At 68.5% G+C, this 16,811-nt stretch carries 19 protein-coding genes; 11 read left to right on the plus strand and 8 right to left on the minus strand.

Translation table 11 applies throughout. The features are described from left to right. Positions 1–72: 72 nt before the first annotated feature. Together rapZ and ACKTT0_RS06080 are read left to right on the plus strand one after the other, a co-directional pair. On the plus strand, positions 73–945 hold the full coding sequence (gene rapZ / locus ACKTT0_RS06075) for an RNase adapter RapZ (protein ID WP_407848959.1): 873 nt from the start codon (positions 73–75) through the stop codon (positions 943–945). Next, positions 942–1,895: a septal ring lytic transglycosylase RlpA family protein gene (locus ACKTT0_RS06080; protein ID WP_407848961.1), complete on the plus strand. Its 954-nt coding sequence runs from the start codon at positions 942–944 to the stop codon at positions 1,893–1,895. The genes rapZ and ACKTT0_RS06080 overlap by 4 nt, the downstream gene beginning before the upstream one ends. Position 1,896: 1 nt before the next feature. Here ACKTT0_RS06080 and ACKTT0_RS06085 read toward each other — a convergent pair whose 3' ends face one another. Continuing rightward, positions 1,897–2,460, minus strand: a complete 564-nt coding sequence (locus tag ACKTT0_RS06085) for a methylated-DNA--[protein]-cysteine S-methyltransferase (RefSeq protein ID WP_407848962.1) — start codon at positions 2,458–2,460, stop codon at positions 1,897–1,899. After that, positions 2,457–3,395: a 16S rRNA (cytidine(1402)-2'-O)-methyltransferase gene (gene rsmI, locus ACKTT0_RS06090; RefSeq protein ID WP_407848964.1), complete on the minus strand. Its 939-nt coding sequence runs from the start codon at positions 3,393–3,395 to the stop codon at positions 2,457–2,459. Before rsmI ends, ACKTT0_RS06085 begins: the two co-directional genes overlap by 4 nt. 66 nt (positions 3,396–3,461) lie before the next feature. Here rsmI and ACKTT0_RS06095 point away from each other — a divergent pair, with 66 nt between their 5' ends. From ACKTT0_RS06095 to ACKTT0_RS06120, 6 genes are all read left to right on the plus strand, one after another. Next, a complete protein-coding gene (locus ACKTT0_RS06095) occupies positions 3,462–3,950 on the plus strand; it encodes a YraN family protein (RefSeq protein WP_407848965.1) in 489 nt (162 codons plus the stop codon). Positions 3,951–3,979: 29 nt separating this feature from the next. Further along, complete coding sequence (locus ACKTT0_RS06100; protein ID WP_407848966.1) at positions 3,980–4,573, plus strand: phosphoheptose isomerase; 594 nt, start codon at positions 3,980–3,982, stop codon at positions 4,571–4,573. Then, a complete protein-coding gene (locus ACKTT0_RS06105; RefSeq protein WP_407848968.1) occupies positions 4,570–5,307 on the plus strand; it encodes a BON domain-containing protein in 738 nt (245 codons plus the stop codon). Before ACKTT0_RS06100 ends, ACKTT0_RS06105 begins: the two co-directional genes overlap by 4 nt. Continuing rightward, positions 5,308–5,802 (plus strand): peroxiredoxin family protein, encoded by a 495-nt coding sequence (locus tag ACKTT0_RS06110; RefSeq protein WP_407848969.1) that lies wholly within the window; start codon positions 5,308–5,310, stop codon positions 5,800–5,802. A gap of 59 nt (positions 5,803–5,861) precedes the next feature. Next, positions 5,862–6,746, plus strand: coding sequence for a LysR family transcriptional regulator (locus ACKTT0_RS06115; protein ID WP_407848971.1), 885 nt, complete (start codon positions 5,862–5,864; stop codon positions 6,744–6,746). 130 nt (positions 6,747–6,876) lie between these two features. Continuing rightward, positions 6,877–7,701, plus strand: a complete 825-nt coding sequence (locus tag ACKTT0_RS06120) for a TauD/TfdA dioxygenase family protein (protein WP_407848973.1) — start codon at positions 6,877–6,879, stop codon at positions 7,699–7,701. Between the two features lie 16 nt (positions 7,702–7,717). On the opposite strand, the gene ACKTT0_RS06125 is transcribed toward ACKTT0_RS06120, so the two are convergent. After that, positions 7,718–8,503 (minus strand): MetQ/NlpA family ABC transporter substrate-binding protein, encoded by a 786-nt coding sequence (locus ACKTT0_RS06125; protein WP_407848975.1) that lies wholly within the window; start codon positions 8,501–8,503, stop codon positions 7,718–7,720. Between the two features lie 224 nt (positions 8,504–8,727). On the opposite strand from ACKTT0_RS06125, the gene argB reads away from it, so the two are divergent. Genes argB through slmA form a run of 3 tightly spaced genes read left to right on the plus strand, consistent with a single transcriptional unit; the run spans position 8,728 to position 10,986 of the window. Then, on the plus strand, positions 8,728–9,630 hold the full coding sequence (gene argB / locus ACKTT0_RS06130) for an acetylglutamate kinase (RefSeq protein ID WP_407848977.1): 903 nt from the start codon (positions 8,728–8,730) through the stop codon (positions 9,628–9,630). Then, on the plus strand, positions 9,630–10,376 hold the full coding sequence (locus ACKTT0_RS06135) for a pyrimidine 5'-nucleotidase (RefSeq protein ID WP_407848978.1): 747 nt from the start codon (positions 9,630–9,632) through the stop codon (positions 10,374–10,376). The genes argB and ACKTT0_RS06135 overlap by 1 nt, the downstream gene beginning before the upstream one ends. Before the next feature lie 37 nt (positions 10,377–10,413). Continuing rightward, on the plus strand, positions 10,414–10,986 hold the full coding sequence (gene slmA, locus ACKTT0_RS06140; protein ID WP_407848980.1) for a nucleoid occlusion factor SlmA: 573 nt from the start codon (positions 10,414–10,416) through the stop codon (positions 10,984–10,986). A gap of 5 nt (positions 10,987–10,991) precedes the next feature. Here the strand turns inward: slmA and rodA are convergent, their stop codons facing one another. From rodA to ACKTT0_RS06165, 5 genes are all read right to left on the minus strand, one after another. Then, entirely contained in the window at positions 10,992–12,128 is a 1,137-nt protein-coding gene (gene rodA / locus ACKTT0_RS06145; RefSeq protein ID WP_407848982.1) for a rod shape-determining protein RodA, read from the minus strand. Next, on the minus strand, positions 12,125–14,236 hold the full coding sequence (gene mrdA / locus ACKTT0_RS06150; RefSeq protein ID WP_407848983.1) for a penicillin-binding protein 2: 2,112 nt from the start codon (positions 14,234–14,236) through the stop codon (positions 12,125–12,127). Before mrdA ends, rodA begins: the two co-directional genes overlap by 4 nt. Before the next feature lie 8 nt (positions 14,237–14,244). Continuing rightward, positions 14,245–14,763: a rod shape-determining protein MreD gene (mreD, locus tag ACKTT0_RS06155; RefSeq protein WP_407848984.1), complete on the minus strand. Its 519-nt coding sequence runs from the start codon at positions 14,761–14,763 to the stop codon at positions 14,245–14,247. Positions 14,764–14,794: 31 nt separating this feature from the next. Further along, positions 14,795–15,679, minus strand: coding sequence for a rod shape-determining protein MreC (gene mreC / locus ACKTT0_RS06160; RefSeq protein ID WP_407848986.1), 885 nt, complete (start codon positions 15,677–15,679; stop codon positions 14,795–14,797). 79 nt (positions 15,680–15,758) lie between these two features. Then, entirely contained in the window at positions 15,759–16,802 is a 1,044-nt protein-coding gene (locus ACKTT0_RS06165) for a rod shape-determining protein (protein ID WP_012247450.1), read from the minus strand. Positions 16,803–16,811: the final 9 nt, after the last annotated feature.

The following is a 16,811-nucleotide window of genomic DNA, read 5'->3' on the forward strand; positions in this document are numbered from 1 at the left end:
TGGCGCTGTAATGCTATATCGGGCCGTATCAGGCGGGTATCACGACGGCAAAATCGTGCAACAATCAAGGCCATGTTGAAAGTCGTCCTCATCACCGGGATATCCGGCTCGGGCAAGTCGGTGGCGCTGCGCATGCTGGAAGACGCCAGCTACACTTGCATCGACAACCTGCCGGTCCGTTTTCTCAGCGAAGTCATCGCCGGCGCGCGTGACGACGGGCTGGAACGGATAGCCATCGCCATCGACGTGCGTTCGCCGGGCGAACTGGCCGAGCTGCCGGGCGTGATCACGGCGCTGCGCGCCATGGGCACCTCGCTGCGCGTCGTGTTCCTGGACGCCAACACGAATACGCTGGTCCAGCGCTATTCCGAATCGCGCCGCCGCCACCCCCTCACCGACCGCCTGGCGCGCGGCAGCACGTCGCCGTCGCTGCTGGACTGCATTGCGCTGGAGCGCGACCTGCTGGCCCCCCTGCGCGAGCAGGAACACGTCATCGACACCTCCGACCTGACGCCGGGCCAGTTGCGCGCCTGGATCCGCGGCCTGATCCAGGCCGACCGGCCGCCCCTGGTGCTGACTTTCGAGTCGTTCGCCTACAAGCGCGGCGTTCCCAGCGACGCCGACCTGGTGTTCGACGTGCGCTGCCTGCCCAATCCCTACTATGATCGCAATCTGCGGCCCTTGACCGGCCGTGACGAACCGGTGGCGAACTGGCTGGCCAGCTTCGATATCGTCGGCCAGATGATCGACGATATTGCCGGCTACCTGAGCCGCTGGCTCCCGCAATACACGCAAGATACGCGCAATTACCTGACCGTTGCCATTGGCTGTACCGGCGGCCAGCACCGCTCGGTGTACGTGGTGGAGCAGCTGGCGCGCCGCTTCTCCGACCACACCCCGCTGCTGGTGCGGCATCGCACGCAATTGCCCGACGAACCCGCATGACGAGATCACGACAACTATTCACATTCCTGCTGATCGGCCTGGCCATGGCGATCGCCGGCTGCTCCTCTTCCCCCAAGACTCACCAGGCCGCCACTGGCGGCGGCTACTACCAGGACGACGGCCCCGAAGCCAATCCACCGTCCGGCCTGGAGAGCGTTCCGGACGCCATCCCGCGCCTCGAGCCCCTGGCCAGCGGCGCCAACCGGCCATACACGGTGTTCGGCAAGCGCTATGTGCCGGATGACGGCGAACAACCCTACAAGGAACGCGGCATCGCCTCCTGGTACGGCAAGAAGTTTCATGGCAAGCGCACCGCCATCGGCGAGGTCTACGACATGTACGAAATGACGGCGGCGCACCCGACCATGCCGCTGCCGAGCTATGCGCGAGTCACCAGCACGATCAACGGCAAGACCGTGATCGTGCGGGTGAACGACCGCGGCCCGTTCCACAGCAACCGCATCATGGACCTGTCGTATGCGGCGGCGCGCAAGCTGGGCATCATCAAGCCCGGCAAGGGCGAGGTGGTGGTCGAACGCATCCTGCCGGAGGAGATCCGCCTGGCGCAAGCCGACCGCCAGACCATGACGGACGCGGCGCCGTCCCCCACGATGCTCGCCTCGGCGAGCCCGTCCGGCCAGCCCGAGCCGGCGGGGCTGGCTATGACCGAACTGGGACGCGCGACCCCGGCCCCCGCCGCGGCGTCCGCGCCGGGCCAGGTGTACTTGCAGGTCGGCGCCTTCAGCGAGCCGGCCAATGCCCAATCGCTCATGAGCCGGGTCAACCAGCAACTCGGCCCGGCCGCCGGCGACCCGCCTGCCACCGTGCAGCAGACCGGCAGCCTGTACCGCGTCAAGATCGGGCCCTATGCCGACCGCGCCAGCGCGCTGGACGCTGTCGGCCAGGTGGTCGACCGCATTGGCATCCTGCCCAACGTCGTCGGACCCTGACCTACCAGGGCAGTTCGGCCTGGCCGCTATCCACCCGCCGCGTGCGCGCGTGACGGCCCAGGTAGCGGTGCCCCTCATGCGCCAGCAAGGCCTGCTTGCGCGGCAGCCCCCCGCCGAAGCCGGTCAGCGACGTGTCGCGGCCGATCACCCGGTGACAAGGAATGATGATGGAAATGGGATTGCGGCCGATCGCCTGCGCCGCCGCCCGCACGGCCTTGGGCCTGCCGATGGCCCGGGCCAGTTCGCCATAGCTGCAGGTGGCGCCGAACGGCAGGGCCAGCAGCGCCTGCCACACCGCCTGCTGGAACGGCGTGCCCAGCGGCTCCAGCGCCACCTCGAACTCGCGTCGCCGGCCGGCGAACCATTCGGCCAGTTCGGCGCGCGCCTGGCACAGCACCGCATGCGAAGGTGCCAGGCCCCACGCCGGCGACGGCGCGGGCAAGTCGTCCTGGTCCAGGAACCATGCGCCGCGCAGGCCGGTTTCGCTGGCGGCCAGCCGCAGCGGCCCCAGCGGCGTATCGGTATCGAGATAGGCCACGGCCTCGGTGGCGGACGGCGGCTTCATGGCGCTGGGCGCCGCGCCAGCGCCAGGGCATAGAGGACATCGCGGGGCTGCCCGGTGACTTTCGCGGCCACTCGCGCCGCATCGCGCACCGACAGGGACTCGAGCAGCGCGTCCAGCAACGCGCCGGTGGCCGGATCCTCGGCTTGCGCCGCATCGGCGGCCGCGGCCTCGGCGGCATGGACGATCAATACGAATTCCCCTTGCTCGCGGTGCGGGTCGTCGGCCAGCCATTGCGCGGCCTGCGCCAGCGGCATGGTGGCGATCTGCTCGAAGCGCTTGGTAAGCTCGCGCGCCACGGTCAGGCGGCGCCGCGGGCCGCAGACCTCGAGCAAATCGGCCAGGGTCGCGGCCAGGCGGTGCGGCGACTCGAACATCACCACCGGCGCCGCCAGCGCGCACCAGGAACGCAGCCAGCGCTGGCGCGCCGCCGCCTTGGAGGGCGCGAAGCCGGCGAAGGCATAGGCGGGGTTCTCGTCGGACGTGACGCCGCTGCCCATCAAGGCCGTGATCACGGCGCTGGGCCCCGGCACCGGCACCACCGCATAGCCCGCCTCGCGCACGGCGCGCACCACCCGGGCGCCGGGGTCGCTGACCGCCGGCGCGCCGGCGTCGGACACCAGCGCCACCCGCTGGCCCTGCGCCAGCCGCTGGCAGATCTGCTGGGCGGCAGCGGCCTCGTTATGGCGATGCGCCGCCATCAGGGGCGTGGCGATGCCCCAGGCATCGAGCAGGCTGCGGCTGGAGCGGGTGTCCTCGGCCGCGATCACGTCGGCGCGGGCCAGGGCCTGCCAGGCGCGCAGGCCCAGGTCGCCCAGGTTGCCGATGGGCGTGGCCACGACATACAGCGCGGCCTCGGGCCAATGCTGGCCGGCCACGCGCTCGGCCATGCGGGCCCAGGCGTCGCCGGCGGGTGCAAGCGGGACATTCTGATTCATCGACGATTGGCGGCTACAGGTGAAACTGTGCCAGTGTAGCCTTCCATTCTCCTGAACGGCATTCGCATGGACGACCCCGCCCTGGATATCGCCTTTGAACGCGCCCGCCAGGCGCAAGAGCGCCTGCTCAAGCGCCGCCGGGCCGCCGCCGGGCGCGCGGCGGCGCGCCGCAGGCCCGACGACGCGCCGCGCCTGTCGCCCACCCAGCGCGCCGGCGCCGCGCGCGAGACCCAGGCCGCGCGGCTCCTGGCGGCGGCCGGCCTGGTCCCGCTGGCGCGCAACCTGCCCGGCGGGGCGGGCGAGATCGACCTGGTCATGCGCGATGGCGATGTGCTGGTGTTCGTCGAGGTGCGCGCCCGCGCCAGCGGCCGCTATGGCGGCGCCGCCGCGAGCGTCGGCCGCGCCAAGCAGGCGCGCCTGTTGCGCAGCGCCGCCCTGCTGCTGCCCGCGCTGGCCGACCGGCACTGGGGCGGCCGCATCCCCGCGACGCGCTTCGATGTGGTCGCCTTCGAGCCCGACGGGCCGCACTGGCTCAAGGCCGCGTTCAGCCTGTAGCGCGGCGGCGCCGTGAGATAATGGCGGCCATGGATATGACTTCTCGGATGACGTCGCACTTCCGCGACGCCATGGCCACCTGTGAACAGAGCATGCAAGCCTTGTCCGGCCCGCTGGCGGGCGCCGTGGACCTGCTGTTCGCGGCCCTGGCCAACAACGGCAAGATTCTGGCCTGCGGCAACGGCGGCTCGGCCGCCGACGCGCAGCATTTCATCGCCGAGCTGGTAGGCCGCTTCGAACGCGAACGCCTGCCGCTGGCCGGGGTGGCTCTGAACACCGACACGGCCATCCTCACCGCGGTCGGCAACGACTACGGTTTCGAGGAAATCTACGAGCGCCAGGTCAACGCGCTGGGCCAGCCGGGCGACGTCCTGGTGGCCATTTCCACCAGCGGCAATTCGGCCAATGTGGCCCGCGCCGTGCAGGCCGCCCACGACCGCGAAATGACGGTCATCGCGCTCACCGGCAAGGGCGGCGGGGTAATAAATGAACTCCTGGGCGCGCACGACGTCCATCTCTGTGTGCCCAGCGACCGCACCATGCGCATCCAGGAAATCCACGGCCTGCTGCTGCACGCGCTCTGCGACGGTATAGACGCCCTTCTTCTAGGAGACACCGAATGATGCCCGACGCCAAAACCGCCGCCCGTCCCCTGCTGCTCGCCGCCCTGCTCAGCACCGCCGCGCTGTCCCTGTCGGCATGCGCGCCGCTGGTCGTGGGGGGCGCCGCCGCCACCACCGCCGTGGTCGTCTCGGACCGCCGCACTTCGGGCGCCCAGCTCGAAGACAAGAACATCGCCTACAAGGTCGAACGCGATACCGCCACCAAGCTGGGCACGAGCGCCCGGGTCAATGCCATGGCATACAACGGCGTCGTGCTGCTGACCGGCGACGTGCCGTCGGAAGCCGCCAAGACCCAGGCCGCGGCCCTGGCGCAGAACGTCCAGCACGTGAAAAAGGTGGTCAACCAGTTGAACGTCGGACCGGCCGCCTCGTTCAGCACGCGCTCCAACGACACCTGGCTGAGCTCCAAGGTCCGGACCACCCTGATCAACACCAAGTACGTCCCTTCGGGCACCATCGACCTCACCACCGACCGCGGCGTGGTCTATCTGATGGGCCTGGTCACCGAGGCCGAGGGCAACTATGCCGCCACCGCCGCCTCGGAAGTGGGTGGCGTGTCCAAAGTGGTTAAACTGTTCGAAGTCATCAGCCGCGAAGAGGCCCTGCGCCTGTCGGGCTCGTCGGCCCAGCAGCAGGGGGCGCAGTCCGGCAGCGCGCCGCAGCAAAGCCCGGCGCCCATCGAGTCGGGCGGCGGCGGCACGGTCGACGGTGTCCAGGCGATACCCATCAAGTAAATGAAAAAGCTCATCCTTTCCCTGGCCGTCCTGGTGGCGGCCGGCATCGGCGCCTGGTTCGTCTGGCGCCCGGCGCCGATGGCGCCCAATGTGGCCTTCACCACCATCGAGGGCAAGACGTTCAGCATGCAGGACCTGCGCGGCAAGGTCGTGCTGGTCAAGTTCTGGGCCACCAGTTGCGTGACCTGTGTCAAGCAGATGCCCGACACCATCCAGGCCTACCAGCAGTACGCCCCCGAGGGCTACGAGGCCATCGCGGTCGCCATGAGCTACGACCCGCCCAACTATGTGCTGAATTTCGCCGAGACGCGCAAGCTGCCGTTCCCGGTAGCGCTCGACACCAAGGGCGACATCGCGCGCGCTTTCGGCGACGTGCGGCTCACGCCCACCGCCTTCCTCATCGACAAGCACGGCCGGATCATCAAGCGCTACCTGGGCGAGTACGACCGGGCCGAGTTCCACGCCGCCGTCGAGAAGGCGCTGGCCGCCGGCTAGGGCCTGTTCCCTGTAAAAGAAGCGCGGGGCCGCCCTCGCCCGCCACGGTCCGGCCGTCCATGCCCCAGAAGATCAACTTCAAGCTGTTGTCGGCCTTCATCTCGGTGGCCGAGCACGCCAGTTTCCGCAAGGCCGCCGAGCAGAACTTCGTCTCGCTGCCCGCCATCAGCATGCAGATCAAGCAGCTGGAGGCACAGGTCGGCGTGGCCCTGTTCCAGCGCACCACCCGCCGCGTCGAGCTCACGCCCGAAGGCGAGCAGTTGCTCATCAGCACGCGCAAGGCCATGGCCGAGCTCGACAGCGGCCTGAGCCTGATCCAGCAGGCCGCCAATGCCCAGCACGGCAACCTGGCATTCGCCTGCGTGCCTACCGTGGCCGGCGCGCGCCTGCCCGCCCTGCTGACCGAATACGCCCGCCAGTACCCGGGGATAGCCGTACGCGTGCGCGAACTCTCGCACCATGACCTGCTCGAGGCCGTGCGGCGGCGCGAGGTCGACTTCGGCATCAGTCCAATGGAGGAAAAGCGCCCGGAACTGGAATTCCGGCCGATCTTCGACGACGAGTATTGCGCGCTGCTGCCACGCGGCTACCGGGACAACGGCCGCAAGACCATTTCGCTGCGCGAGCTGACGCGCCTGCGGCTGCTTACCCTGGCGCCCAATTCATTGTTCCGCGGGCACCTGGAAGCCGCCTTGCACGCCAATGGCATCGAGGCGGACCTGAGCTACGAGTTCACTCACGTAAGCACCTTGATCGCCATGGTCGAGGCCGGGCTGGGCGCCGGCATCCTGCCTCGCATCGCCATTCCGCGCGGCACGGCCCTGAAGACCGTGCGCATCGCCCGCCCGGCCCTGCAGCGCACCATCGCCGTCGTGACGATCCGCGGCCACCGCCTGTCGCCCCCGGCGTCGCGGCTGGTCGACATGCTGCAGCAAGGGTTGTAAGGCTGGCCCGGGTCCGGTATTAAAATTTACTGAACAATCGCTCATATTATTTGATTTGTCTGCACACGGCGGGCGGCATACGATGCCTTCCAGTACACAACCGGGTCCGCCCGCCACTGGAAGAGCGTTCATGAAGATCAGGAAAATCGCCGGCGCACTGGGCGCCGAACTGTCTGGCATCGACCTGGCCGGCGGGCTGTCGGCCGGCCAGGCCGCCGAAGTGCGGCAGGCGCTGCTGGACCACCAGGTCATTTTCATCAAGGGCCAGAAACTGGACTCGGCCCAATACCTGGCGTTCGCGCGGGCCATGGGCGAGCCGATCGAATACCCCTTCGTGCGCGGCCTGGAAGGCTATCCGACCATTATCGAGGTCAAGAAGCTGGAGCACGAAACTTCGAACTTCGGCGGCATCTGGCACTCGGACACCGCCTACCTGCAAGAGCCGCCGATGGGCTCCATGCTGCTGTCGCGAGAAATCCCGCCCTATGGCGGCGATACCCTGTTCGCCAACCAGTACCTGGCCTACGAGAGCCTGTCGGAGACGATGCGCGGGCTGCTGGAAGGACTGGTGGGCATCAACAGCTCGGCCCAGGCGGATGTATCGAAGACGCGCGAGGACCGCATCCGCAGCGACGGGCGCGAGGCGGCGCCGGTGGAATACGTGGCCGAGCACCCGGTGGTGCGCACCCACCCCGAGACCGGGCGCCGCGCCTTGTACGTGAATGTGGCCCACACCGTGGGCATCAAGGGCATGAGCAAGGAGGAAGCGGCGCCGCTGCTGCAATTCCTGTTCCAGCACCAGGTCAGGCCGGAGTTCACCTGCCGGTTCGCCTGGGAGCCCGACACCATCGCCTTCTGGGACAACCGCTGCGCCCAGCACAACCCGGTCAACGACTACCACGGCTTTCGCCGCGTGATGCACCGGATCACCCTCAAGGGCGACCGCCCGGCCTGAGCCGGGCGGCGCCGGCTCAGAATGCCGGCACGACGGCGCCCTTGTATTTGTCCTGGATGAACTGCTTCACTGCGGGAGAATGCAGCGCGTCAACCAGCTTCTTGATGGCCGGCGCGTCCTTGTTGTCTTCGCGGGCGGCCACCAGGTTGGCGTAGGGCGAATCGGCGCCCTCGATAAACAGGGCGTCCTTGGTGGGCACCAGGCCGGCTTCCAGCGCGTAGTTGGTATTGATGAGCGCCAGAGCCACGTCGCCCAGGGCGCGCGGCAGCATGGCGGCCTCGAGCTCGCGGAACTGCAGCTTCTTGGGATTCTCGACCACGTCCAGCGGCGTGGCCACGATGTTGTCCGGGTCCTTCAGCTTGATGAGACCCTGCTTCTGCAGCAGCAGCAAGGCGCGGCCGCTGTTGGAAGGATCGTTGGGAATGGCCACGGTGGCGCCCTCGGGCAGCGCATCCAGCGACTTGACCTTGCGGGAATAGCCGCCGAACGGCTCGACGTGCACCAGCCCCACCGACACCAGCTTGGTGCCGCGGTCCTTGTTGAAGGTGTCGAGGTACGGTTTGTGCTGGAAGAAGTTGGCGTCCAGCTCCTTGTCGGCCAGTTGCAGGTTGGGCTGCACGTAGTCGCTGAAGACCTTGATGTCGAGCTCGACGCCTTCCTTGGCCAGGGCCGGCTTGACCACTTCGAGGATCTCGGCGTGGGGCACCTGAGTGGCCCCGACGGTCAGTTTTTCGGCGTGGGCGGCGCCAGCCAGGATGAAGGCGGACGCCAGCAGGGCGGTCCGGACGAAAGCAAAGCGCATGGGCGACCTCGTAGAGTGGGATGACGGCGGCCAGCCGCGCCCCACGGGGCGGCAGCCGTTGCAAAAACGCCCCCAAATTTACCTGAATGACGGTCATTTGTCGGGCATAACATCATGGGAACCGGGTATAAGCCGGCTATGGGTACTACAATTCCCAGTTGCGCCGAACCCGCGCCGGCGCAGGCGTTTTTCCTTTTTCAATCACTACCAGAGCGCATTCCGACATGACTGACACCCCCGACCCTGCCGCCGTTTCGTCTCCCGCTGTCAAGGCGGCCGTTCTTTCCGAAGCGCTGCCTTACATCCGACGATTCCACGGCAAGACCATCGTGGTGAAGTACGGCGGCAACGCCATGACGGAAGAGCGCCTGCAGCGCAGCTTCGCCCATGACGTGGTGCTGCTCAAGCTGGTCGGCCTGAACCCGGTGGTGGTGCACGGCGGCGGCCCGCAGATCGACGACGCGCTGCGCCGCATCGGCAAGCAGGGCACCTTCGTGCAAGGCATGCGCGTCACCGACGCCGAGACCATGGAAGTGGTCGAATGGGTGTTGGGCGGCCAGGTCCAGCAGGACATCGTCATGATGATCAACGAGGTCGGCGGCAAGGCCGTGGGCCTGACCGGCAAGGACGGCATGCTGATCCAGGCCCGCAAGAAGCTGATGGCCAACAAGGACAACCCCGGCGAACCGATCGACATCGGTTTCGTGGGCGACATCACCCAGGTCGAGCCCGCCGTGGTCAAGGCCCTGCAGGACGACCAGTTCATCCCGGTGATCTCGCCCATCGGCTACGGCGAGGACGGCCAAGCCTACAACATCAATGCCGACGTGGTCGCCGGCAAGATGGCCGAGGTGCTGGGCGCCGAGAAGCTGCTGATGATGACCAACACCCCGGGCGTGCTCGACAAGGGCGGCAAGCTGCTGCGCAGCCTGTCGGCCCAGACCATCGACGAACTGTTCGCCGACGGCACCATCTCGGGCGGCATGCTGCCCAAGATCGCGTCGTCGCTGGATGCCGCCAAGAACGGCGTGAACTCGGTGCACATCGTCGACGGCCGGGTGCCGCACTGCCTGCTGCTGGAGATCCTGACCGACCAGGGCGTCGGCACCATGATCAGCTCGCACTGATGCAGGTGCGCCGCCACCTGCTGCGGCCGGCGGCGCGCCAGCGCCGCTCGCGCCGCATCGCCACGGGCGTGCCCGACCGCCTGTGGCTGTTCGACCTCGACAACACCCTGCACGACACGTCGCACGCCATCTTCCCGCGCATCGACCAGGGCATGACGCGGGCGGTGGCCGAATCGCTGGGCGTGGACATCGACACCGCCAACCAGCTGCGCGCCAAATACTGGCGGCGCTACGGCGCCACCGTGATCGGCATGGTGCGCCACCATGGCATCGACGCCGACTCCTTCCTGCGCCTGAGCCACGATTTCGACGTGGCGCCGCTGGTGCGCGCCGAAACCGGCCTGGCGGCCAAGCTGCGCCAGTTGCCGGGGCGCAAGGTGCTGCTGACCAATGCGCCCTTCCACTACGCGCGCGCGGTGCTGCGGCGGCTGGGCATCCTGCGCCACTTCGACAGCCTGTGGGCCATCGAACACATGCGCCTGCACGGCGAGTACCGGCCCAAGCCGTCGGCGGCGCTGCTGCGCTACGTGCTGGCGCGCGAAGGGGTGCCGGCCGCGCGCGCCGTGCTGGTCGAGGACACCCTCTCGAACCTGCGCGGGGCGCGCCGCGCCGGCCTGCGCACCGTGCATGTCTACCATCCGGGCACCCCGTTCGCGCGCGGCGGCAACCATCGGCCGGCATACGTCGACTTGCGGGTAAACTCGGTCAGTGACCTGCTGCTGCGCCGGCGTCCGCTGCGCGGATAGCGGCGCGCCCTCCACCACCCTTCCCCGTTGTCAGCCCATGGCCAGCAAACCCGGCGAGCGCAAAACCCAGATTCTGCAGACCCTGGCGGAAATGCTGGAACAGCCGCACGCCGCCCGCATCACCACCGCGGCCCTGGCCGCCCGGATGCAGGTGTCCGAGGCCGCGCTGTACCGCCATTTCGCCAGCAAGGCGCAGATGTTCGAAGGGCTGATCGAGTTCATCGAGGTCAGCCTGTTCACCCTGGTCAACCAGATCATCGCGGCCGAGCCCCGCGGGCTGGGCCAGGCACGCAAGACCGTGTCCATGCTGCTGGCCTTCTCTGAACGCAACAAGGGCATGACCCGCGTGCTGACCGGCGACGCGCTGGTCACGGAAGACAACCGCCTGCAGGAACGTATCAACCACATCAACGACCGCATCGAGGCGTCGCTGAAGCAGTCGTTGCGCGTGGCGGTCGGCGACGGCGACCTGGCGGCCGACGCCAACATCGCCGCGCACGCCAGCCTGCTCACGCACCTGGTGCTGGGGCGCTGGCTGCGCTATGCGCAAAGCGGCTGGCGCGTGGCCCCCACCCTGTACCTGGACGAGCACCTCAAGGCCGTGCTGTAGCGCCGCTACGACTGCGGGCTGCGGTGCCGCGAAATGCTCATCAGGATGCCGCAGGCGATGCCCATGGTGAACAGCGCGGTGCCGCCGTAGCTCATGAACGGCAGCGGCACCCCCACCACCGGCAGGACGCCCGTCACCATGCCGACATTGACGAACACATAGATGAACACCATCATCGTCAGCGCGCCGGCCAGCAGCCGGCCGAATTGCGACGAGGCGCGCACCGATATGGCCAGCCCGCGCGCAATCAGCAGCCCGTACAGCACCAGCATGGCCACCCCGCCGTACAGGCCGAACTCCTCGGCGTACACCGCGAAAATGAAGTCGGTGGTGCGCTCCGGGATGAAGTCCAGGTGCGTCTGCGTGCCCTGCATGTAGCCCTTGCCGTAGAGCCCGCCGGAACCGACCGCGATCATCGACTGGATGGTGTGGAACCCCTTGCCGAGCGGGTCGGAACTGGGATTGAGCAGCGTGCAGACGCGCTGCTTCTGGTAGTCGTGCAGCACCACCCAGTCGACCTCGGGCTGGCACAGCGTATCTTCGTAGTAGATCAGCGTGCCGATGCTCAGCACCCCCACGACGACCAGCGGTACCAGCAGCTTGAACGACAGGCCGGCAAAGTAGATCACGCAGAAACCGGCGCCAAACACCAGCAGCGCCGTGCCCAGGTCGGGCTGCAGCACGATCAGGCCGAACGGCGCGGCCAGCATGACGGCCGCCGCGAGGAAGTCGCGGATGCGCACGTCGCCCTCGTGGCGTTGGAAATACCAGGCCAGCATCAGCGGCACGGCGATCTTCATCATCTCGGACGGCTGGATGCGGGTAATGCCGAGATCCAGCCAGCGCGTCGCGCCTTTGCTGGTCTCGCCGAAGAACTCCACCCCCAGCAGCAAGGCCACCCCCACTACATAGAACGGCAGGGCCATTTGCATCAGGGTGCGGGGCGGCACCAGGGCTACCAGCCACATGGCGCCGAAGGCGATCAGGAAATTGCGCGACTGCTCGGCGAAGCGCCAGTCAGTGCTGCCCACCGCCGAATGCATGACGGTCAGGCCGAGGCACGCGAACAGCACCAGGATAAGCAGCAGCGGCCAGTCGAAGGCGAGGAACACGCGAGCCAGCAGGGCGCCCAGGCGTTTCATGGTCGGTCTCCCTGCGCCGGCGGCGGCGATTCGAACAGGTCGTTGAAATCGGACAGCGCGGGCGCGGCCGGCACCGGCGACGAGGCGCGCGGCGGCGGGCGCCGCTCGCCTTCCTCGGGCAGCTTGGGCAGGGCGCGCGGCCGCGGCGCGGGGCGCGGTGCCGGCGCCGGCTCGGGCGTCCGGGCCGGCGGCGACGGCGGTGCGGCGGCCGGCGCCGAGGCATCGGGCGCCGATCCCGCGGCGGGCGGCAGCGGCGCGGCCGGGGCCGTCTTGGCCAGCCAGAAATCGAACACCTTGCGGGCGATCGGCGCCGCCACGCTGGCGCCCCAGCCCGCGTTCTCGACCAGCAGGGCCACGGCGATGCGCGGCCGGTCGAACGGCGCGAAGCCCATGAACAGGGCGTGGTCGCGCAGCCGTTCGTCGAGCTCGCTGGCGCGGTACTGCGCGCCGCGCAGGCTGAACACCTGGGCGGTGCCGGTCTTGCCGGCCGCCTGGTATGGCGTGTCGGCGAACGCGCGCCGCGCCGTGCCCACGCGCACCACATCGGCCATGGCCGCCTTGATGATGTCGACGTTCTGCTGCTTGAGCGGAATGCGGTATTCCGGCGTGGATGGCGTCCTGGTGATCTGGCCCGTGCGCGTGTCGCGCGTCGCATGGACCAGGTGCGGCGTGCGGTACGCGCCGTTGCTGGCGAGCGTGGAGGTGGCCTGCGCCAGTTGCAGCAGCGTAAACGAGTTATAGCCCTGCCCCACCGCCACGGAAATGGTCTCGCCGGCGTACCAGCGCTGCCGCTCGCGCTGCTTGTAGGCTTTGCGCTTCCATTCGGTGGACGGCAGCACGCCGGTCCGCTCGCCGTCCAGGTCGATGCCGGTGATCTGCCCGAAGCCGAACTGCTTGGAGAAATCGTGCAAGGCATTGACGCCGATTTCCGGCCCCAGGGAATAGAAGTAGGTATCCGACGAGACCACGATGGCGCGGTGCATGTCGGTCATGCCATAGGCGGCGCCGCCGGCGTTGCGGAAGCGCTGGCCGCCGAATTCGTAGTAGCCGGGGTCGGCGATGCGGGCCGTGGCGCTGCGCACCCCCAGCTCCAGCGCGGCCAGGGCCACGAACGGCTTGTAGGTCGAGCCGATCGGGTAGGTGCCGTAGAGCGGCCGGTTGATCAGCGGATGGTCCGGCGACTCGTTGAGCAGGCGCCAGTTCTCGACGTCGATGCCGTCGATGAACAGGTTGGGGTCGAACGAAGGCTGCGATACGAAGGCCAGCACTTCGCCGGTGGCGGGATCGATCGCGACCAGGGCGCCGCGCTGGTCGCCAAAGGCTTCCTCGGCGACACGCTGCAGGTCCAGGTCGATGGACAGCATGATGTCGGCGCCCGGCACCGGGTCGGTGCGCCGCAGAGTGCGCACCGGCCGCCCGCTGGCGGTCACCTCGACTTCCTCGACGCCGGTCAGGCCGTGCAACTGCTGCTCCCAGCTTTTCTCGATGCCCTTCTTGCCGATGACGTCCGTGCCGCGGTAGTTGCCGAGCTGTCCCGCCTCTTCCAGGCTCTCGATATCGGCGTCGGAAATGCGACCGATATAGCCCACCACATGGCCGGCGGTGGCGCCATGGGGATACTCGCGCACCCAGCGCGCGCGCAGCTCGACGCCGGGGAACTCGTAGGAGTGGGCGGCGAACCAGGCCGCCTCGGTTTCGTTCAGGTTGTTGCGCAGCACCAGGCTGGCATAGCGGCTCGACTCGCCCACGCGCCGCTTGAAGCGGCGCAGGTCGCCGGGGCTGATGTAGACGATCGGCGTCAGGCGGGCCAGCATCGCGTCGATGTCGCCGGCCTGCGCCGGCACGACTTCGAGCGTATAGGTGCGGTAGTTGCGCGCCATGACCGTGCCGTTGCGGTCGAGGATCTCGCCGCGGCGCGGCGCGATCGGCACCACTGCGATGCGATTGCGGTCGGCGCGCTCGGACAGGCCTTCATAGCGGTCGACCTGCAAATACCAGAAGCGGCCGGCCAGCACCCCGAAGCAGACCAGCGCGAACAGGCCGCCCACCCAGGCGCGCAACTTGAAGCGCTGCCGCTGCTGTTGGCCGGTCTGCTTGAACTCGAACATGGCGAGGCTCAGACGGATGACGATTCGACGTCGTCCGTGCCCCGTTGCGGCAAGTAGAGCACCCAGCCGACCAGCGGCCAGATAGCCGCGGTAAGCAGGACGGAGATGGTCCAGTCCCAGCCCGGCCATTTGCCGGCCAGCCAGGCAAAGACCATCTGCTGCACCAGCCGGGCCAGGAAGAACACCGGCAGCATGTGCATCGCCTGGCTCCAGAGGTCGAAGCGCTGCAGGCGCCGGTGCAGCGCCACCGCGCCGTAGGCCACCAGCGTGTAGGCAAGCGCATGGCCGCCCAGCACGCTGGCGTCGTGCACGTCCATCAGCACGCCGAACACGAACGCCGCCACCATGCCGACGCGGCGCGGCTCGTGCACGCACCAGAACGCCAGCACCAGCGCCAGGATGTCGGGCGCGCCAGACCAGACGCGCCACGGCAGCAGCGACAACAGCCACACCAGCAGCAGGGAGCCCCACACGAAGGCCCCGTGCGCCGGCCGCGCCAGGTGCTCGGGGTGCACGTTGCTGGGCATGCCCAGGCGGCGTGGCGGCGGGGCCGGCTGATTATTGCGATCCACCGGTATCGGCCTCTTGAAGATCGGACTGGGCGCGCTCCACGTCCACTTGCAATACCAGGAAATGGCGGTAGCGCTCGGGGTGCGCCAGGGGTTCGCACACGGCGCGCGCGAAGCCGGACGCGGTGTCGCGCTCGACTTCCAGCACCTTGGCTACCGGCAGGCCGGCGGGAAACAGCCCGCCGACGCCGCTGGTGACGATGATATCGCCTTCCTTGATGTCGGCATTGGCGGCCAGGTAGCGCACTTCGATGCGCCCCGGCGAATTGGAGCCGAAGGCGATCAGGCGCAGGCCGTTGCGCAACACCTGCACCGGCACCGAGACGCGCTCGTCGGTGACCAGCGCCGCCTCGGCGGCCATGGGCGTGACGCGCACGATCTGGCCGACCACGCCGCCTTCGTCGATGACCGGCATGCCCGGCGCCAGGCCGTCGCGGCTGCCCTTGTTGAAGACCAGCCGCTGCTGGAAGCCGTTGGCCGGCTCGTACAGGACCTCGACCACCACCGCGGCCTGCTCGACGGTGTCGGTGACGCCGAGCAGGCGCCGCAGCTGGGCGTTTTCGGCGGCCAGCTGGGCGGCGTGCGTGGCGACCTGCGAAAGCTCGATGCGCTGGCGTTGCAGGGCCTCGTTCTCGCTACGGATGAGATTGGCGGCGTTGACCCATTCGTTGACCTGCTGGGCCACGTCGCGCGGCGCCATGACGGCGCGCTGGAACGGGTACAGGGCGACCGCCACGGCGCGCCGCATGGGTTCGAGCACGTGCAGCTGGGAATCGAGGACGAGCAGGACCACGCACAGGGCGACCATGACGGCCAACCGGATTTCTGCCGGCGGGCCGCGCCTGAACAGCGGTGGAGTCCCTTGTCGTTGCATGAATACCCAGCCCGGACCTCAGCCCGCTGCCACTGCGCCGGGCGGCGCCGGCGAGGCGGCGCCCGCCGGCCGGACGGACTTAGTCGTTGATGAAAATGGCGCCCAGTTTCTCAAGGTGCTCGAGCGCCTCGCCGCAGCCGCGCACCACGCAAGTCAGGGGGTCCTCGGCCACCACCACGGGCAGGCCGGTTTCTTCCTGGAGCAGGCGGTCGAGGTCGCGCAGCAGCGCGCCGCCGCCGGTCAGGGCAATGCCCTTGTCGGTGATGTCCGCGCCCAGCTCGGGCGGGGTCTGCTCGAGGGCGATCTTGACCGCGGAAACGATCTGGTTGAGCGGGTCGGTGAGCGATTCGAGGATCTCGTTGGAGGATACCGTGAAGCTGCGCGGCACGCCCTCGGCCAGGTTGCGGCCCTTGACCTCGATCTCGCGCACCTCGGAGCCGGGGAAGGCCGAGCCGATTTCCTTCTTGATCAGTTCGGCGGTGGGCTCGCCGATCAGCATGCCGTAGTTGCGGCGGATGTAGTTGACGATGGCCTCGTCGAACTTGTCGCCGCCGACCCGCACCGACCCCTTGTAGACCATGCCGCCCAGCGAGATGACGGCGACCTCGGTGGTGCCGCCGCCGATGTCCACCACCATGGAGCCGCTGGCGTCGGACACGGCCAGGCCGGCGCCGATGGCCGCGGCCATGGGTTCCTCGATGAGGTACACGTGCGAGGCGCCCGCGCCCAGGGCCGATTCGCGGATGGCGCGGCGCTCGACCTGGGTGGAGCCGCAGGGCACGCACACGATGATGCGCGGGCTGGGCGCCAGCATGTTGCGGGGATGGACCATGCGGATGAACTGCTTGAGCATCTGCTCGGTGACCGTGAAATCGGCGATGACGCCGTCTTTCATGGGCCGGATGGCCTCGATGTTGCCGGGTACGCGGCCGAGCATCTGCTTGGCCTCGTGGCCGACGGCCTGGATGATTTTCTTGCCGTTGGGGCCGCCTTCATGCCGGATCGCGACCACCGAGGGCTCGTCGAGCACGATGCCCTTGCCCCGGACATAGATCAGCGTATTGGCGGTACCAAGGTCGATCGCCATATCGCTGGAGAAATAACTGCGCAGGAATCCGAACATGGGAGCTCA

Origin of the sequence: Bordetella saccharivorans (genome assembly GCF_045862855.1) — a bacterium.
Lineage (GTDB): Bacteria > Pseudomonadota > Gammaproteobacteria > Burkholderiales > Burkholderiaceae_B > Bordetella_A > Bordetella_A petrii_F.